This window comes from Ensifer sp. R1-3 (assembly GCF_056739175.1).
Genome location: NZ_CP096515.1, coordinates 3,208,920 through 3,227,635 on the forward strand (window position 1 = coordinate 3,208,920; position 18,716 = coordinate 3,227,635).

Annotated in this window: 16 protein-coding genes; 7 read left to right on the forward strand and 9 right to left on the reverse strand. The window is 61.5% G+C overall.

Features of this window, described 5'->3' with window-relative positions:
* Positions 1-2 precede the first annotated feature (2 nt).
* From M1D43_RS15245 to M1D43_RS15265, 5 genes are all read left to right on the forward strand, one after another.
* Positions 3-974: an amino acid ABC transporter permease gene (locus M1D43_RS15245; protein WP_028004499.1), complete on the forward strand. Its 972-nt coding sequence runs from the start codon at positions 3-5 to the stop codon at positions 972-974.
* Positions 964-1,845 (forward strand): DMT family transporter, encoded by an 882-nt coding sequence (locus tag M1D43_RS15250; protein WP_027993765.1) that lies wholly within the window; start codon positions 964-966, stop codon positions 1,843-1,845. Before M1D43_RS15245 ends, M1D43_RS15250 begins: the two co-directional genes overlap by 11 nt.
* A gap of 14 nt (positions 1,846-1,859) precedes the next feature.
* On the forward strand, positions 1,860-2,615 hold the full coding sequence (locus M1D43_RS15255; RefSeq protein ID WP_003535712.1) for an amino acid ABC transporter ATP-binding protein: 756 nt from the start codon (positions 1,860-1,862) through the stop codon (positions 2,613-2,615).
* Positions 2,616-2,753: 138 nt separating this feature from the next.
* Complete coding sequence (locus tag M1D43_RS15260; RefSeq protein WP_107608453.1) at positions 2,754-2,999, forward strand: type II toxin-antitoxin system Phd/YefM family antitoxin; 246 nt, start codon at positions 2,754-2,756, stop codon at positions 2,997-2,999.
* A complete protein-coding gene (locus M1D43_RS15265; protein WP_127595865.1) occupies positions 2,996-3,451 on the forward strand; it encodes a PIN domain-containing protein in 456 nt (151 codons plus the stop codon). Before M1D43_RS15260 ends, M1D43_RS15265 begins: the two co-directional genes overlap by 4 nt.
* 27 nt (positions 3,452-3,478) lie before the next feature.
* Here M1D43_RS15265 and M1D43_RS15270 read toward each other — a convergent pair whose 3' ends face one another.
* On the reverse strand, positions 3,479-4,291 hold the full coding sequence (locus tag M1D43_RS15270; protein WP_003535707.1) for a fructoselysine 6-kinase: 813 nt from the start codon (positions 4,289-4,291) through the stop codon (positions 3,479-3,481).
* A 79-nt stretch (positions 4,292-4,370) separates the two neighbouring features.
* Positions 4,371-5,384, reverse strand: a complete 1,014-nt coding sequence (locus tag M1D43_RS15275) for an SIS domain-containing protein (protein ID WP_153313493.1) — start codon at positions 5,382-5,384, stop codon at positions 4,371-4,373.
* 218 nt (positions 5,385-5,602) lie between these two features.
* On the opposite strand from M1D43_RS15275, the gene M1D43_RS15280 reads away from it, so the two are divergent.
* Positions 5,603-6,334 carry a GntR family transcriptional regulator gene (locus M1D43_RS15280; protein ID WP_003535703.1) on the forward strand — a complete coding sequence of 244 codons (732 nt, stop codon included), beginning with the start codon at positions 5,603-5,605 and terminating at the stop codon, positions 6,332-6,334.
* Positions 6,335-6,525: 191 nt separating this feature from the next.
* Here the strand turns inward: M1D43_RS15280 and M1D43_RS15285 are convergent, their stop codons facing one another.
* Positions 6,526-8,520: a putative bifunctional diguanylate cyclase/phosphodiesterase gene (locus M1D43_RS15285; RefSeq protein WP_028004498.1), complete on the reverse strand. Its 1,995-nt coding sequence runs from the start codon at positions 8,518-8,520 to the stop codon at positions 6,526-6,528.
* Positions 8,521-8,946: 426 nt separating this feature from the next.
* Here M1D43_RS15285 and M1D43_RS15290 point away from each other — a divergent pair, with 426 nt between their 5' ends.
* Entirely contained in the window at positions 8,947-9,990 is a 1,044-nt protein-coding gene (locus M1D43_RS15290) for a class I SAM-dependent methyltransferase (protein ID WP_003535701.1), read from the forward strand.
* Between the two features lie 104 nt (positions 9,991-10,094).
* Here M1D43_RS15290 and M1D43_RS15295 read toward each other — a convergent pair whose 3' ends face one another.
* From M1D43_RS15295 to M1D43_RS15320, 6 genes are all read right to left on the reverse strand, one after another.
* Complete coding sequence (locus M1D43_RS15295; protein WP_107608448.1) at positions 10,095-11,294, reverse strand: tetratricopeptide repeat protein; 1,200 nt, start codon at positions 11,292-11,294, stop codon at positions 10,095-10,097.
* Between the two features lie 141 nt (positions 11,295-11,435).
* Positions 11,436-11,930 carry a hypothetical protein gene (locus M1D43_RS15300; RefSeq protein ID WP_003536777.1) on the reverse strand — a complete coding sequence of 165 codons (495 nt, stop codon included), beginning with the start codon at positions 11,928-11,930 and terminating at the stop codon, positions 11,436-11,438.
* Positions 11,931-12,028: 98 nt separating this feature from the next.
* Positions 12,029-13,381, reverse strand: coding sequence for an HlyD family type I secretion periplasmic adaptor subunit (locus M1D43_RS15305; protein WP_003536776.1), 1,353 nt, complete (start codon positions 13,379-13,381; stop codon positions 12,029-12,031).
* A gap of 2 nt (positions 13,382-13,383) precedes the next feature.
* Complete coding sequence (locus M1D43_RS15310) at positions 13,384-15,471, reverse strand: type I secretion system permease/ATPase (RefSeq protein WP_192923416.1); 2,088 nt, start codon at positions 15,469-15,471, stop codon at positions 13,384-13,386.
* 103 nt (positions 15,472-15,574) lie between these two features.
* The gene (locus M1D43_RS15315) at positions 15,575-17,629 is read right to left on the reverse strand and encodes a hypothetical protein (RefSeq protein ID WP_153313490.1); all 2,055 of its coding nucleotides are present in this window, start codon (positions 17,627-17,629) and stop codon (positions 15,575-15,577) included.
* A 137-nt stretch (positions 17,630-17,766) separates the two neighbouring features.
* On the reverse strand, positions 17,767-18,318 hold the full coding sequence (locus tag M1D43_RS15320) for a hypothetical protein (RefSeq protein ID WP_010970305.1): 552 nt from the start codon (positions 18,316-18,318) through the stop codon (positions 17,767-17,769).
* Positions 18,319-18,716: the final 398 nt, after the last annotated feature.

Genomic DNA, 18,716 nt, shown 5'->3' on the forward strand with positions numbered 1-18,716 from the left:
AAATGATCGGTCGTATGATTCTGACTTATCCGGATGCAGCGCGGCGCACCGGGACGTTTCTCCTGCTCGCGCTGATAACCCTGACGGTCTACAGCCTGGGTGTCAGCCCTGCCTGGATCGGCCTTGTTCTGCCGACGAGCTCGGAGTGGCTGGCCGCCAATCCCGCGCTCGGACGGTTGGTCGGCGCGGTGATGATCGCGGTGATAGCGGCGCTGAACTGGAAGGCCCTGCGGCAGCTGCCTCGCCGCTGGCAGGTGGCCGGCGTCTGGCTGGAGCTCTTCGCGCTCCTGATGCTCTTCTTCTATTCCTTCAATCTTTCCTTTGCCTTCATCGCCAAGAAGATCAGCTTCCTGATCTCGCAGGGCGTCGTCACCACGCTCTACATTTCGGTGATCTCGATCGCTGTCGCGACCGTCATCGCGCTTGTGGGCGCAATTGCGAAACTGTCGAAGAACGGTGTGATCTACGGTCTCGCCACCTTCTACACGTCGCTCTTTCGCGGCCTGCCGCTCCTGATGCAGATCTATATCATCTATCTCGGTCTGCCGCAGGTGGGTTACGTCATCAGCGCCGTGCCGGCCGGCATCCTTGCGCTCTCGCTCTGCTACGGCGCTTATATGACCGAAATCTTCCGGGCGGGGATCGAGAGCATTCCGCGGGGGCAGACGGAAGGTGCGACCGCGCTCGGCCTGAGCCCGAGCCAGACGATGGGGCTGGTGATCCTCCCGCAGGCGATGCGTGTGATCATTCCGCCGACCGGAAACCAGTTCATCGCGATGCTGAAGGATTCCTCGCTGATCTCCGTCGTCGGCGTCTGGGAACTGATGTATCTCGCCCGCACCCAGGGACAGACCGAGTTCCGTCACATCGAAATGCTGATCACGGCCTCCATGATCTACTGGATCCTTTCGATCGGCCTCGAATATATGCAGTCCCGTGTCGAGGCACGGTTCGGACGCTTCAATGTCCGTTGACGCGACTGTCGCGCCGGCCGCGGGCGGCATGCCGCGCAACCTGCGCGCTGCCGCCCTGGGCTTCCTGGCCTTCGCCGTGTTTTCGGGCACGGATGTGCTGGTGAAGCTTCTCGCAGAGCGCTTCGAGGTGCCGCAGGTGACCTTCATGGTGACGCTTGCAGCGCTCGCGATGCTTGCCGTCTACGCCGGTGTCACCGGCACAACGGCGTCGCTCAGGCCGCGTCATCCGGGGCTCGCGCTCCTGAGGGCGTTCCTGCTCGCCGTCGATACGCTTCTGATCCACTACGCATTTTCGGTGCTGCCGCTGTCGGAAGCCTATCTGCTCGCCTTCCTCACTCCGGTTCTTGTGGCGGTGCTGGCCTTCGCCCTGCTTGCGGAGCGCCTGTCCATGCTTGCCTGGTGTGGCGTGGTCGTCGGCTTCCTCGGCGTTGCGGTTGCGCTCCGGCCGGGGATCGCCCCGCTCAATCTCGGTCACGCCGCGGCGGCGGGGTCGGCTCTCGTCTTCGCGCTCTCGCTCGTGCTGCTGCGCCGCGCCAAGGCGACGGAGAGCGACCTTGCCCTCGTCTCGACGCTGCTCGTGGTGCTCGCCACGGTCGCGCTGGCCGTTGCGTCGATCGGCGGCGGACTGGCGCCGGTCGGGCCGGGCGATCTGCTGATAGCCTTCTTCGCCGGCCTCTTCATGCTCGGCGGTCATCTGCTGCTGGTGCGCGCCTTCCGCATGGGCGACGCCTCGGTGGTTGCGCCTTTCCAATACAGCCAGATCGTCTGGGGCTGCCTCTACGGGGCGCTGTTCTTTGCCGCCCCCATCGAACTGCACACGGTCGCAGGCGCGCTCGTCATCGTGCTTTCCGGCTGGCTCGTCCTGAAATAATCCTGGAGACAACAATGCCAACATCGATCGACATCGCTTCGCCGGAGATCACGCTCAGCGGCGTACACAAGTGGTACGGCCAGTATCATGCCCTTGACGATATCAACCTGTCCATCGCGCCGCGGGAGAAGGTCGTCATCTGCGGACCCTCCGGTTCCGGCAAGTCGACGCTGATCCGCTGCGTCAACCGGCTCGAGGCGCATCAGCAGGGCCGCATCGTCGTCGGCGGCGTCGAAGTCGGCGAGGATGAGCGCAAGGTGGATGCCATCAGGCGCGAAGTGGGAATGGTGTTTCAGCAGTTCAATCTCTTCCCGCACCTGACGATCCTCGAAAACTGCATTCTGGCGCCGATGTGGGTCAAGCGCATGCCGCGCGCCCAGGCGACGGAAATCGCGATGGACTATCTCAATCGCGTGCGCATTCCGGAGCAGGCGAACAAATATCCGGGCCAGCTTTCGGGCGGACAGCAGCAGCGCGTGGCGATCGCGCGGGCGCTCTGCATGAATCCGAAGGTCATGCTCTTCGACGAGCCGACCTCTGCACTCGACCCTGAAATGGTCAAGGAAGTGCTGGACACCATGGTGGCGCTCGCAAACGACGGCATGACGATGGTCTGCGTCACCCACGAAATGGGCTTCGCACGCCAGGTCGCCGATCGGGTGATCTTCATGGACCAGGGCCGCATTGTCGAAGAGGGCGAACCGGACGAATTCTTCGCGCATCCGAAGACGGATCGGGCGAGCCTGTTCCTCAGCCAGCTCCTGCACTGATGCATATGGCAGGATTTGTGCGCACCCATCGCTGCTCGGGCCGAGGCAGGCACTGGCTGGCGATACCGATCATATGACGTTGCGGAGCGCGTCGCCTTCCATTATTGTAGGCAATATAACTACTGATGAGGTATTGCCGTGGAAGAAGCCGTTTCGGCAGCGGATGCCAACCGCAAGTTTTCTCTTATCCTGCGCAGCGTGCGGGAGGGGCACAGCTATGTCGTGACGAGCCACGGACGGCCTGTCGCGCGCATCGTTCCCGCTGCCAAAAGCGATAACGCGGTTTCCGGTGCGCGAACAGCGCTGCTGTCGCGCCTCGAACGTCAGCCCGCCGTGATTGCCGGGCACTGGACCCGCGATGAGCTTTACGAGGACGAGCGGTGAGGGTCGCGCTCGACACCAACGTCCTCGCCTATGCGGAGGGCGTCAACGGTATCGAGAAGCGGGATATCGTTCTGGAACTGGTGCGCAATCTGCCGCAGGAGGCTGCCGTCATTCCCGTTCAGGTGCTTGGAGAACTGTTCAATGTTCTCGTGCGCAAGGCAGGAAGGTCACGGGCCGACGCCCGCGAGGCCATTCTAGGCTGGCGAGACGCCTTTTCGATCGTCGGGACCTCGCCCGAAATCATGGTGGCGGCGGCCGACCTCGCAACCGATCATCATTTCGGCATCTGGGATGCGGTGATCCTTTCCGCCGCCTCGCAGGCCGGTTGCCGGCTGCTGCTGTCCGAAGACCTTCAGGATGGCTTCACATCGGGCGGCGTAACAGTCGTCAATCCCTTTGCGTCTCCGCGTCATACGTTGCTGGAGTCATTGTTGGGAGGGGGCGAGGTATAGGAGTAATCCGTCCCATTCGCCGCGCCGTCAGATCGACTGCGGTTCCTGCGGAAAGCCGCCGACATGCGTGCATGTATCCGCGGCCAGGTCCCTGCCGGCCTCGAGGCATGCGGCAAGGGCGCGCCCTTCCAGGCGGGCGGCGATGAAGCCGGCGATGAAGCTGTCGCCGGCGCCGGTCGTGTCGACGACTTCGACCGCACGAATGCCCGCGGACGCAACCTCGGCGCCGTCGCTCGCGAGCGAGCCGAGCGCACCACGCGTGACCACCGCGAGGCGGGCTCCGCGCGCGAGAAATTCGCCGGTCAGCCTCTCTGCACTCGTTTCGTCCTCGCCGGCCGATCCGAAGGCGATCGAAAGGCCGTCGACTTCGAGATCTGCGGCTGCCGCATTGACCGAGACGTCCTGGGAGACGCTGACGCCTGCGGCAGATAGCGCACGGCGCAACAGGCCGCCGTCGTCCAGCCAGCCGATATGCACATGGTCCATGGTCTTCAGCAGCTCGATCTCGCCGGCATCGGGGCGGTATCCGGCGCAGGCCCCGAAGTCTTCATGGACGAAGATGCGGTCGCCGGCAGGCGTAACGTCGATATCTGTGTAGGCCGTGTTGGTGTCGCGCGCGAGCAGGTGATCGACATTGACGCCGTTTGCAAGCAGCAGGCGGCGAACCTGGGCGCCGTCGGAGTCGCGGCCGACGGCGCCGAAATAGAAGGAGCCGTGGCCGAGCCTTGCAAGTTGAACGGCGACATTGATCGCGTTGCCGCCGACATAGGATTGGCGAAGTGGCGCGCGATAGCGGTCGATGCAATTGTCGCCGACTGCGGCAAATCGGAAGGAAGTCATGGCGATCTCTTGTCCTGCGGCGTCACGGCCGCGAATGCGGAAGCAATTGCGGCCGTGCTAGTTTATCGGGCGTCCATGCTCAATAGGCCACGCGCTTGTAGTAACGCCGCGTCGTCAGCGGGTGGTTGCGCATCACTTCGAGGTGTGCGCTGATGCGCTCGAGCACGGTTGCGAGAACGATCGGCGAGACGAGGCCGCGTACCTCTTGCGAAATGCCGGGCAGCGCAAAGTCGGCCGTGTCGAGCACGGTCAGCCTGTCCGTGTAGTTGGGCGCGAAATTCTGCACCCGGTCGGCAAGCGGCCGCAGCGCGTCCTCGCCCTTGAAGAGGATGACGCTGACGCCCTTTTCCACGAGCTCGAGCGTTCCATGGAAGAAGTCCGAGGCATGGACCGGGCGTGTCCGGATCCACTGCATCTCTTCGAGGATGCACATGCCGTAGTAGAAGGCCTCGGGCCAGGCGTTTCCGGCGCCGGTGACGATGTGGTAGTCGGAGCCCGCCAGAACGCGGGCGAAGGTCTCGGCCTTGCCCTCGTAATCGCGCTTCACTTCGAGGAGAAGCCCAGGAAGTCTTTCCAGTTCACCGGCGATCTGGTCGTAGTTCTCGATCTCGCCGCGGTGACGCATGATCGACAGCGCGATGAACAGGGATTGCAGGTAGAAGGACTCGCAGGACGTGTCGTCTTCGGCAAAGTTGACGAAGGCATGGTCGCCGCCCTTGCCGAGCGGCGTTTCCTCGTGACCCACCAGCGACAGGACCGTCGCGCCGGCCTCCTTCGCCTTTGCGAGAAGAGCCACGCTCTCCTTGGTCGTGCCGGAGAGCGAGGGAATGACGACGATCGACTTTTCCGTCAGGTTGACCGAACCGGTAATGAAGAGCTCAGCCGGCAGGTCGATGAAGGCCGGAAAGCGCGACCTGCGCTGGAGCAACTGGGCGGCCGGCTGCATGAGAATGGCGGCACCGCCGGTCCCGAGGAAAAAGACGTTCTCCGCACCCTTTTCAAGGCAGGAGACGACGACGTCGTCCAGGCGTTGACGCAGGGCGACGGCGCCCGACTGGATGCGTAGGAATCTCTGTTCGTCAAAATTCAGCATGGTTCTCTCTCGACAGGTGGTGGCGATCGCCGGCTGGTGTCAACAATGTTGTAAGACAACTGACAACATCGCATGAAAATGTCAAGGGAGATAATCGGCCGAATGCACCTTCTGCCAGCGAGTTCCAGCAAGGGTATAAGCTAGAAGAGCTGTCCCTTGACCTTCCTGGATTTGTCAGACAAGAAGGATCATATTTTGCCGTCATTGGGAGAGAGGAATTGCCCGAGCCCCTTCGCGACACGCGCACCCTGGTCATACAGCTTCGCGACCGCATCGCCGATCTGATCCGGGAGCAGGGGCTCGCTCCGGGCGACAAGCTTCCGACGGAGGCGCAGCTGACGGAGCGTTTCAGGATATCCCGCCCGGCGCTGCGGGAGGCATTGAAGCTACTGGAACAGGATGGCGTCATCTATGTCGAACACGGCCGCGGCCGGTTCGTTTCGGCGGCGTCTGCGGTCCATGTCGAAAGGCCGATCACCGTCTTCGAGAGCGTCACCGACATGACGCGCCATTACGGCTATGCGACCGTCAACAAGGTACTCTCGATCGCCGAGGAAATGCCCGACGCGGTCACGGCGGGGCAATTGCGGCTCGCAAGCGGCGAACGTGTCATCCGTCTCGAGCGTCTGCGTCTGCACAAGGACGAGCCGATCCTCTATTGTCTCGACTACATCCCGCGCAGCATCATTCCGAGCCGCCTTTATGACATCGAATGGGGCGGCTCGCTGCTCGATCTGCTCGACCAGTATAGACACCGGCCGCGCATGTCCGCTGCTACGGTCACGGCGGTGATGCTTCCGGAGGACGTGGTGGAGCGCAACGATCTGCGGGATTTCGGGCCGGCGCTGCTGATCCGCGAGACCTGTTTCAATGCGAGCGGCGTGCCGGTCGTTTATTCCGTCGACTACCACCGCGGCAGCCATTTTTCCTTCAGCCTCGCGCGGAAATAGCGATCCGGGGTCGCACAGCGGTTGCGAAGATCTTGAGGGAAGCGTCCTTCCCTCCGCCCTTGCCGGTCGGCCCAATCAGAGCGGGATGAGGAAAAGTGTGTGCGGTTTTCCGCCCGCATCCCGCGTCTCCACCTCTTGGAATCGGTCACGTTCATGCTTTTAGGTCGACCCGACCCTAAAAACATCGTGATCTAATGCGGCCTCGCGCGGCTCCGGCGTTTGTCCGTCGGCGGAGGGGTCTGGAAATTTCGCGCAGGCGCGGGTCGCCCCACATGGAAGCCCTGGACGTGGTCGATCCGGAATTGCCGCATGAGCGCGAGCTGTTCCTCCGTCTCGACACCCTCGACCAGGATCTTGTGCCCGCGGTTTCGCACCAGGCCGATAATGTCCCTGAGCATCGCCTTGCCCTTGGGCGTGTCGCAATCGTGAAGGAACGATCGGTCGATCTTCACCGTGTCGAAGTCGATCAGGCGCAGCCATGACAGGCCGGCGAAGCCGGTTCCAAAGTCGTCGAGCCATATTCTGATGCCCAGCGTCTTCAAATCGGCGATGCAACGCAGGATATCGGAATGCATCTCCATCTCGAGCCCCTCGGTGATTTCGAAGGCAAGCCTGCTGCCGGCCACTCCGGTTTCGCCGAGAATGGCCGCGACCGAAGCTGCGAAGCCTGGCGATCTGAGCTGGATCGGCGAGACGTTCACGCTGACGACGGGCACATGCTCGCTTGCCAGGAGTTCCTGGCACACCATGCCTATGACCCAGCGGCCGAGATCGAGAATGGCCCCGGTCCTCTCGGCAATCGGCACGAAGAGGCTCGGAGGGACGGACGTGCCATCCAGCATCTTGAGCCGCATCAATGCCTCGACCGCGTCCACCCGGCCGGTGGCGACGTCACGTATGGGCTGATAGACGAGTGAGACGAGATTCTGGTCGATCGCAATTTTCAGGAGCGCGGCGATGTTCTCGCTTTCGTCGCTGCTTTGCGGGTCGTTCGGATCGAAGAGGCGCGCGCAGTTGCGGCCGTTGGCCTTTGCCCCGTAGAGAGCGCGATCCGCTTCATGGATCAGCCTCTCGAGCTTCGAACCGATCTGGTTCCGGGTGAAACCCGCGCCGACGCTCACCGTCACGATCGACATGCCGTCGCGGCGCTGTTCGTGCGGCAGCGCGAGCGTCTCGACGCTGTGCCGTACGGCTTCCGCCAGATCCGCAGCCTGCTCCCGCGTCTTCAGCCGTGCGAGCACGATGAATTCCTCGCCGCCATAACGGCCGATCGAGCCATCGTAGGGCGCGATCGACTCCTTCAGTGCATTGGCAACGAGAACGAGGCAGCGATCGCCTTCCTGATGGCCGTAAAAGTCGTTGTACCTCTTGAAGAAATCGACGTCGATCAGGATTGCTGCGAAGCTCTTCCCGCCTCTTTGCCAGTCGCTCCAATAGTCCCGGAGCTTCTGGTCGACCGCGCGACGGTTGTCGAGGCCCGTGAGCGAATCGGTATGCGACAGCCGCAGCAGCGCTTTTCCGCGGTCCGAGGCTTCCTTCTGCTGGATCTTCGCCTCGAAGGCATTGAGAAAGACCTTGTAGCGCTCCCGGTTGAGCTTCCAGTTCACATAGGACGTGAAGACGAAGCACGAGACGTAGAAGGTTCCGAAGGCGACCTGATAGGACACGCTTTTCGGTATATAGAAAATCAAGGCGAGAAAGAACGTGGCGAGGACGATTCCCGAGGTTACGACCGACAGGCGAAAGTGAAAACTGAAGAATAGATTGGCGCCCATCATGAATATCGCGCCAAAAATCATGTAATAGGAAATACTCTCGGTCTGGCTGGTCATCAGCGACGGGAACAGCCAACCCCAATAGCCCGCCACGAGTGCCCCTGCGCAGGTGAGATCGAACCACTTCGTCTCGGCATCCAGCCGAAACAATATCTCGATGGCGGCAATCGCCGTAGCGCCCACCGCAAGGCGTGCCAGGATTGCATAAAACGCGACATCCGGAACGAGCAGGATATCCGTGGCCGCGAACAGCAGATAGACGGCCACGGCCACCCAGAGGCCCTGGCGGCTTGCCATCCGGCGCGTGACTTCGCCTTCTCTCCGGTAGAGCGCTTGCAGCTCTACAGATTGCAGTCTGGGCGGCTGCGCCTGCAGATCGATCTCAATTACCTCGGCCAACGTGTGCCTCATGCACCGATCCCAATCGCTTTGCGCCGCCCGCCGCGAGGCTGAAACTCCTTGCGGCGATCGGCGCGTCCTGGATCACGATGATTTAGATCGGATCGACCTGAAACCATGAACGTGATCGATTCTAAAAAGTTGAGACGCGGGGCGCGGGCGGAAAACCGCACACACTTTTCCTTATCCCGCTCTTGTCGTTTCACGCCCCATCCAATCCCAACAAGCCCTACGAAGACAGCCAGAAACATCCGGCACAATAGTCGAGGCAAATTAAGTTTTGCTGAATTGGCAAAGATCAGAAGAGCGTTCAATAGTGTATTGAAACAATCCAATGGCTGTTTTTATTAACCATATTATTCGAAAACTTGAAACCCGGCTGGCGCGGTGCCGCGTCCTGCGCATAATGTTAACAAACAGTTAACGGATGAGTAACGCGTGAGCCAATTTCAGATCGTACTAGACGGCGAGAGCCTCATTACGCCCGCCGCCATCGCAACCGAATTCAATTCCCAGAGAATCGAGTTTTACGAAGAACAGCTGGCGACAGGAAAGGCCGAGATTGCGCTGATTTTGAACATCGCGCAGCAACAGTTCGGACAAAGGCGAGACCCTGCGGAGATAATACATAGGATTGCCGGGTCTCTTCATGAGGCGCGCAACAAGTATCAGCCGAGCGTCTGGCAGGAGCTGATACCACTGGTGCAGAATCACGCGGTATCGGACTTCTTCCTGCAGGACCCGTTTACGCGCTGGTCGTTCGAAAAGCCCCGAGGTTATTCCGGCGACGCCCAGTTGCTCGACTTCATCTATGGACATCCGAGCATTGCCGGGGAGGTCGCAAAGGCCACGCCGCTCGGGCGAGCGCTCTACGATTACACCAAGGAGGCCTCGTCTTCGGTGGCCGTGCGGGAGCGGCGCGACCTGCTGACGCGCCATGTCGATGAGATTGCGGCGACACGGGGAGGGGAGGCCGAGATCCTGACGATCGCGGCCGGGCACCTGCGCGAGGCCAACCGCTCGGCAGCCTTGCGGGAGGGAAGCCTGAAACGGTGGGTCGCCCTCGATCAGGATCCGCTGAGCGTCGGTTCGATCGCGCGCGACTTCATGGGAACACGCATCGAGGCAGTCGACGGGTCGGTCAAAAGTCTTCTCACCAGGTCACAGGAGCTCGGCCAGTTCGATTTCATCTACGCCGCCGGGCTTTACGATTACCTTACCGAAAAGGTGGCGGTGAAGCTCACGCGCAGATGCCTGGAAATGCTGAAGCCGAACGGGGTCTTCCTCTTTGCCAATTTCGCGCGCGACATCCATGTCGACGGCTACATGGAAACTTTCATGAACTGGGCGCTGCTGCTTCGATCGGAGTTCGACATGTGGCAGATCATCCATGCCAGCGCTGACAGGGAAGCCATCGAAGCGCGCGTGCAGTTCGGTGCGAACCGTAACGTCGTCTACGGCATCATTCAAAAGCGTTCATAAGGCAGAGCGGGAGTGCGTGCGGTTTTCTGTTGGACTCGTTCACAGCGACTGCGCGCGCCCCGGCAGGGCGCGCCGCTGTGGCGGGGTGCAAACAGGATCCGGCTTCAGTGCTTCAATTTCGAGGCCTTCCAGCCATATATCGACGGTGTCGCATGCAGATGGGCCGATGAGCCCGCGGGCAGCAGAGGTGTCAGGAGCGGCTGCGCAGCTGCCGTCAACCGATTCGCATCCTCGTGCGCTTGCGTCTCCTGTTCCTGCTCCTCCATGCCGGCGACACCCATCAGGCGGATCAATATCTCCTGTGCCCTTGTCTTGCAGAGGAAGTGGTTCGCGTCATCGGATACGATGTCGTGGAAGCTCTGGAAGGTGGCGATAGCGGCATCCCTTTGGCCTGAAGCCAAGCGCGCGACCGCGAGTTTGTAGCGCAGGATGCCTCGATGCGGATAGCGGGCAAGCAGCTCTTGAAACGTCTTGCCCGCCTTGCGGTAGGATGCCTGCGCCATTTGCGTGTCGCCGAGCCAGTGGAGAACGTCGTCCGCGTTCGGCACCGCCGGCAGCAAAGTGCGATAGAGATGCTCCGCCTCCACATAGTCGCCAACGTCGCTCAAGAGATGCGCAAGGCGACAGCGTGCCTCGATATGTCCCGGAACGGTGCGGATCAGCTGCCGATACCCCGCTTCGGCTCCGTCGAAGTCGCCGAAGGCGTGCAGCGCCACCGCCCGCTCCAATACGATGCCGAGGCTGCGGCGATTGAGACAGTCGCGCAGGTTCCTGCCCGTGAGGGTTCTGAGAAGCATACTGCGGAGGCGACGCCCGCAGGCGTCGATCCTCTCTCCCTCGTCGGCGGTGTCGACGCGCGCAAACTCCCCTTCCGGAAAGGCATCGAGCAACCGGTCGAGCCGCGCCGAGGCCGCGCCGCAACGGTCGAACCGGATGCTTGTCCAGTTTTCGGAAGCGAGGATGCCGGCGAATGCGTCTGCCGCCTCGCTTTCAAGGCCAGGTGTGCAGAGGAAACCGGTGCGTCCGGTTCCGTGATTGCCGATCATCAGGATTTCGTCGACGAAGAGTCCCGTGTCCTCGTCCTGAGAGGTCGCCAGCTCGAGCGGCAAGAACGCGTCGTACCGTTTTCCGGCGGCGCGGTGCTTCCAGGCCAGAATGAGCCACCTCTCGCGGTGCGGAAGGTATTCCTGCAGCCAGGGCCAGGAGAGAAAAGCGTGCGCTTCCGGATCTGAACGATATATCTTGTTCCAGTTTCTATGATTTTTTTTAAATTCTTCGATGCAGTCGATAACGTGGACTGTCATTGTCGCCTCTTTGAGGCAGTATACTCGATACTCGCCAAAATCGTTACGTTAGTGAATAATTGAATATAATAATGCTTCTATTCAGTATACACCGTCCAACTGCGCAGGACAACCACCGAGTGCCGGTATTCGGCTGCTCCCCTATATGGAGCGCTCGTCGAAGTTCGGTCTCGATCGAATGAACGTCCACAGACGTTTGCTGATATCGGTGATCTCGCGGACCGCATTGTCGAGACGCGCCATCTCGCGGGCATCGAGCTGCTCGACCTTGCCGTAGCGCACATCCTTCTCGCCTTCGACGAGCCGCATCAGCTGCGTGCTCGAAATCTCGCCCTGCTCGTCGACGGAGTAGATGCAGTGATTGTACTTGTTGCGCATCTTCGATTGCTGCTTCAGGCGCAGGGTTATGGCGAGCACCTCGTCGCGAGTCGCCACGGGGATCCGCGGCAGCTTCGCCAGACGCTCTGTCAGATCGATACGCGCGCGGGTCGTGTTCAGCGTCAGGAAAACGACGATGGCCGCGTCCTTTTCCACCCCCAGAAGGTGGGCGATCACGTAGATCAGCAGGCTTTCGGTGTTGGTCCACACGTAGTTCAGGCGACCAACGAGCAAAAGCACATCCTGTGCAGCCGCCATGGCGATCTCCAAGCGGTCCCGAGAATGATGCGCCAGGACCGGATTTGCGCAATTGCATTTTCCGCCGATCGAAACCGGCTTCCATCGATGTCCTGCATTCAGGTCTCCTTGAACGCGCGCGACATGCTGTCTGTGATGGGCTTCGTCAGATATTCGAAGAAGGTGCGCTCCGAGGTGGTGATCAGCACCTCGGCCGGCATGCCGGGCACGGGGTGGAAGCCGTGGATGCGTCCGATCTCGCTCGCCGGCACTTCGACGCGCACGATATAGACGTCGCGCTGCTGGCCGCCGGCTACTTCCTCCTCGATCGAATCCGCCGAGACGTAGAAGACCTTGCCTTTCAGCACCGGCGTCGTGCGGCGATTGAGTGCCGAAAGCCGGATCGTCGCGTCCTCGCCGACCTTGAGCTGATCGATGGCGGTACGCAGCAGCTGCGCCTCGATGATCAGCGGCACATTGGCGGGCAGGATCTCCATGATCGGCTTTCCGCTTGCGATGACGCCGCCGGCCGTATGGAAGTAGCTGCGTACGACGGTGCCGTCGACAGGCGAACGGATGGTGGCGCGGCCGAGCACTTCGGACGCCTCCCGAACCTGCTCGCGTACGCTGTCGAGATCGGCCTCGGCCGCTTCGAGGCCGTCGAGCGCCGCCTGCTTGTTGGTATTGACGGCGATGACCGCCTCCTGGCGGTAGCGGTCGATCTGCGTGTAGCTCTCCTTGACCTCGGATTCGAGCCGGCCGATCTCGCCGATCGCGTCAGCGATCGCGCGGTCCAACGCCATGAGTTCCGGGCGCCGGATCAGGCCCTTGTCGGCGAGCTTGCTCTTGGCCTCCCGCTCCTCGTTGAGAATCTCCAGCTGCCGGTTGAACGATGCCTGCTGCAGAGCGTATCCCCTGGCCCGGAATTCGAGCGAACGGATGTTCTGGTCGATCAGGTTCAGCTGGTCGCGCAGCTTGATCTTCTTGCTCTGAAAATTGACGTTCTGGCTTTCCATGATGGCGCGAACGTCGGGATCGTCGGCCTGTCGGGCGACAATTTGGGGTACGCTGAAGGCGTCTTCGCCCACCGCCTCCGCCCTCAACCGCCCGACGACTGCCTCCAGGCGGAGGCGCTTGAGGTTGAGCATACGTGCGTTGGCCCGGGCGACCGTCTGGTCGAGCTTCACGAGAATGTCGCCGGCCTTGACCTTGTCGCCCTCGGCGACCAGCAGTTCCTCGATGATGCCGCCTTCCAGATGCTGGACGATCTTGTTGTTGCCGTTGGCGACGAAGCTTCCCTGCGCGATGATTGCCGCGGCGAGCGGTGCCGCGAAAGCCCAGTAGCCGAAGCCGCCGAAGGAGATCGCGATCAGCGCCAGGCCAAGCAGAGTGTGGAACCGGATCGAACGGGGGACCTCGGCATACCACTCCGCTGGATTTCGAGGTTCGCCGCTCCGCTTGTCGCTTTGCATCGTCACTCTCCGTGAATGCGGGATTGCCCGCGGTCGCCTTCGGCCTTTGCTCCAAGCGCGGCGAGCACCTCGTTTCGGGCGCCGAACATCGCCACGGTGCCTTCGTGCAGCACCATGATCTTGTCGACACATTGCAGGAGAGCAGGGCGCTGCGTGATGGTGACGGTGGTGATGCCCTCCTTCCTGGCATGCAACAGCGCGCGGGCAAGTGCGGCCTCGCCATTGCTGTCGAGGTTCGAATTCGGCTCGTCGAGGACGACGAATTTCGGATTGCCGAAGAAGGCGCGCGCCAGAGCTATGCGCTGTTTCTGACCGCCCGACAGCGGGGCGCCGTCAGCGGCGACCACGGTCTCGTAGCCTTGCGGAAAGGTTGCGATCAGTTCGTGCACGTCGGCGAGCACCGCCGCCTCATAAACCAAGCTGTCGTCGACATCGTCGCGCATGCGGCAGATATTGGCCTTGATCGTACCCGGGAAGAGCTGGACGTCCTGGGGAAGGTAGCCGATGCTTTCGCCGAACTGGCGCTGATCCCAGTTGCGCAGGTCCATGAGATCGAGGCGGACACTGCCGGACGTGGGCAGAATCGAACCGACCAGCATCTTGCCGAGAGTGGTCTTGCCGGAGCCGGAATTGCCGATGACCGCAAGCGATTCCCCCTTTGCCAGCGAAAAGGAGATGCCGTTCAGGATCACCCGCTTCTGCGGCGGCGGGACGAAGAGGATGCGCTCGACGTCGAGCCTGCCTTCCGGCTTCGGCAGGCGCAGCCGCGGGAAGTTCAAGGGCGAGGTGAGCAAGAGCTGCCTGATGCGCTGATAGGCGGCACGCGAGTGATTGAGCTGGTTCCAGCCTTCGATAGCCCCTTCGACGGGCGCGAGCGCACGCCCGGCAATGATCGAAGCGGCGATCACCATGCCGCCGGTCAGTTGCCCTTCCATCGCCAGATGCGCTCCCCAGCCGAGAAGTGCCACCTGGGTGAACATCCGCACGGCCCTGGAGGCGCCGGTGAACATTATGTTGCGGTCCTGAGCGTAGACCTGCGCCTTGAGCGAGGCCGCCGTCTCCTGGCCCCACATCCTCACCGCTTCCGGAATCATCGCCATGGCATTGATGATTTGGGCGTTGCGCGCCATCGAGTCGAGATGAAAATTGGCCCGGCCGAGCGAGGCATTGGCTTCGCTGAACGGTTTTGTGGTCGCCTTCTGATTGAGATAGGCGATGACGAAGAGAACCGTACAGCACAGGATGACGATCATGCCGAGTTGTGGCTGTATGAGGTAGACCACGATCACGAAGAGCGGTGTCAGCGGAGCGTCGAGGAAAGCGGTGAGCGTGCCGGAGGTGATGAAGGCGCGAAGTTGCTGCAGGTCGCCCAATATCTGGTAGTCCCGGCCGCTTCCGTGCAGCGAGGCTCGGGCTGCCGCACTGAGGATCGGTGTGCCGAGCTGGACCTCGATTTCGACGGCGGTGCGCATCAGGATGAAGCGGCGGATCGCGTCGAGAATAACCTGGAGCGCCACGGCGCCGAGCACGGCGATCGTCAGCATGACCAGCGTGTCCTGCGAGCGGCTGGTCAGGACCCGGTCGGATATCTGGAACAGATAGATCGGGATGGCCAGGACCAGGACATTGATGGCCAGGGTGAAAGCGATGACGATCAGCATGTTGCGCCGGACAGCGGCCATGCCGTTGTGCAGGCTGGCGGCGAAGTTCGCCGGTCCCATGCGCTTGTGAAGCGTGCTCCGGCCGCCGCCGTTTTCGCTCGCTTGCCCTTCACCCATTGCGCTCGGTTCAACCGGGCGAAGGTCGCCTTGCTTCATCGGGCCCGGATCATTGTCGATCGTTCGCGGCAGCCCTGGGGGTTGCCGTCGTCCCACCTTGGGAACCTCGCCCTCGTTGCGGCACGCATCGGTCGATGCCGATGCTTGCTCTCGCTCCGAGAAGCTTGCCGCGGCTGCCTTTCCGTCCGACCCTGACCGCTTTCCGAAGCGTGTGACAGCCTCGGCTTCGGCCGTCCCGGGCAGCTCCAGCCGTGCGACATCGTGGCGCTGCGGCTTGCCTCGCCCGGCATACCACTTCGACATGTCGTTCATGCTCGCTCCCCTGCGCTTGCGCTTGAAGTCGTTTCGGTTCGAACCGTCCAACGGGTCTTCCGCTCGAACCTGTGCAGTCCCAAGGGCTCGAAGCGGATCGGCTTCAAGCCAGTATCGTATGCATGACGTCGCTCCACTGGCTCCCGGACTGGTCGGTGCCGACATCGCCGTCCATGTCTTTGCCTTGCTGCGCCGTATCCTCGCCGATAAAGGCGATGAGTTCGGTCGTCAGACCGCCACTTTCCCGCTGAAGGTCCGGCATCCCGTCGACTATTCCCGATTGAATGAGCACCGCGTCGGAATAGGATCCGCCTCCGACATAGGTCGTCCCGCTGGAACCGTCGAAGTCGATGATTTCGGCGACATTGACGACGGCATTGTTTCCCGTATGCACCGTGACCGAGGCGTCCGATCCATCTTCGAGCACCTTGCCGGCGGCATACGAGACGGCATCGGCGTCGCCGAGAATGCTGACCTGTTGGACGATCGTGATGTCGTAGAGATTGCCGGTGATGAACAGGATGTGCAGGTCGGCATAGCCCTCGAAATCATGGTCTCGCAGGAGTTCGTCCGGCAATGTACCGTCGCCCTCGCGCATCTGGTCGGCGGCCTCATGAAAGTAGTCCGGCATTGCCTCGAAGCGGACGCCGGAGCTCACGTTTTCGATCGAGGCCATGTTCCAGACGAGATTGCCGCCCGTGTCCAGCGCGATGCCCTTGCCGGCGGATATGCCTGCGATCTCGTCATTGTCGTAGAGGATGGAGATCTGGCTGATGACGTTGAGATCGACCAGCCGGCCGCCGACGAGGACCAGATCGTAATGCTCGGCAATGCCGAGGAACGATGCGACGTTCACTGCCGTGTTGCCGCCGCTGAGTACGGTCGTCTCCGCACCCGTCCTGGTGACGGTCAGCCTGTCATTGTCGCTGACGAAGTTGTACTGCTCGATCCAATGGACGAGGGAAAGGTCGCCTTCGACGACATTCACCTGCCAGTTTTTTGGGGATGTCGGAGATTCGGCCGGAATCTCCGGTTCCCCGGGAAGGCTCGCCCCGGATTCGCCTCCCCCGAAGCTTGCTATGTTCAGTGCGACGGTCGTGGTCATCGTCGCGCATGTACCGGAGATCGCGCCGTCGAGCGTGTCCCTGTCGGCATAGACGTAGGATTGCGAGATGACATCGATTTGATGGTAGTCGCCCATCACGGCGGTCACGGGTGCGGCCGCGGCAGTGCCGACGACGCTGGCAACATTGGCGACGACATTGGTCCCCGCGTCGATGTCGAGGTCGCCGTTCTGAAGCGGTTTGTCGAGGGGCGTCTCGGCGGGGTGCGCGGTGTGCTCTCGCCCGGGAAGATTGTCGCGCAGTTCCGGCGCGGTCTCGGCGCGGGTGCCGTTGACATAGGTGCCTTCAATGCGCTCTGCGATGAGAACGGCATCGCCCGACTCGTTCTTCACCAGTTCGTCCGGAGAGGCGGCTTGCGGAAGGTTCTCCGGTCCGCCTGTCGCGGGCGCGGCCGGAACGGCCTGTTGGCTGGTGCCCGCCATGGAGGCAAGTGCTTCAAGGTTCGCCACCCCTGCGGCGAAAGAGGCGAGCGCATCGGCGGCGCCGATCTGCGCGAAGGGCGAGGCTTCAAGGGCTTCCGCGAGAAAATCCTCGAGCGTTTGGTCGACATGCGTCAGGTTGCGCGGTTCCACAAGCATGCCGGTCAGGTTCACGACATCGTCGTCATGAAGGGTGCTTGCCTGATAGATATGGCTGAACACCGGGTCGGGACCCGCAGGAGGCATCGTACCCGACGCTTCGGGGCCGTTGCCGGAGATGCCGTGGTCCTCCCGGGACCGGACATCCACCTGTCCGGCTTGCGCCGCGCCGGCCGGTTGGTCGAGGTGATGCCGTGACGGGGCGACATGATCGGCGGAGTCGAGCCGGGCGATGTCGTAAGCCCGGAGTTCGTAGGAGATATCGGGATCGTAGCTTTTCAACGCGAAGTCAGACCGGAAATCAGGCGATTGTACGTAGTCGGAATCTTCCTTTTGCACAGTCTTCGGGGTTTCATATCCCTGCAGGTATTCAAATCTTATACGCGCGTCATCGATAGCCGTGTTGAACAGCCCTATGAAATGCGCAACGATCTCGTTGATCTTCTCCGAGTGCATTGTCCGATCCTTCCCCTTTCCGCAGCAAAGGGTGCCTTCGACCTCTTTTTTTCTTCAAACGGATACGAGTGAAGGAAACGTGCGGGCGTTCGCCCGCGATCGGTCTTCCCCGTTGCACGGCCGGAGCATCCGGTAATTCATTCGACGTCGCCATCCGACCCCGCCGGGATCACGCCCGGATCGCCAACGATGGTGCTGACGTCGGCGTTGCTGAGAAGGTTCGCGCCCTGGACGATTTCGTGGTGGAAGTCCGGATTTACGGGGCCTGGCGGCGTCTCCGTCGAGGGGTGGGACGCATCCTCGCCCTTGAGATCCCAACCATCCGGGGCGAGGCCGTCGGCACCAGGTTCTCCGCTACCTGCGCCGGGATCGGCATTGCCGCTCTTGCTGACGTCATAAGCACGGTCCTGATCGGCGAGGCTATTGGCCTGGGCGAGGCTGAACCCGGCTTCGTAGATGCTGGCGCCATTGCCCAGAACATTGTCGACGTCAAGGGAAAAGGAAAAGCCGTCGCCGAGGGAGAAGGCAAAGTCGCCCCCGGCGGTCTCGGTGAGACTGGTGCTGCCACCGGCAACCGACCTGCTGGACGTGTTCGTCGCTACGCCATCGGCAAGCGCACCCGTCTTCAGCTCGTCATCGGCACTGAAGTTGTCGTGGAGCCCAAGATTCTTCTGTGAGGAATCGGGCATAAGCACTTCCTCATAAGAGGGGGAGCCAGCACCGAAACCCTTCATCTTTTATAGGATTCTTGAGGCGCTGGCTCTTTTGGCGGTTTAGCGGAAATGAAATCTTCCGTCTCTGCTTGCAATGTCATTTTGGCGCGATACTAAGCGCCTAAATTTATACGTATGATAAATTCATAGTCATAAGATTTGGCATATAAACGTAAGTATCTATACTTCCGATCTTCTACGCGAAACAACGACCGAAGACGCACAAAATGTTGGTGCGACCATTGGAGTGTGATCTGGAACGCTGCTGAGTGAAAGCTACCTATTGTGGTTATGAGACTCGGCACCGGCCGCCTCGGAATTTTCGCCTTATATTCGATGCGCCGCAACCGAAGCGCTCGTTTCGAGCGCAGCTC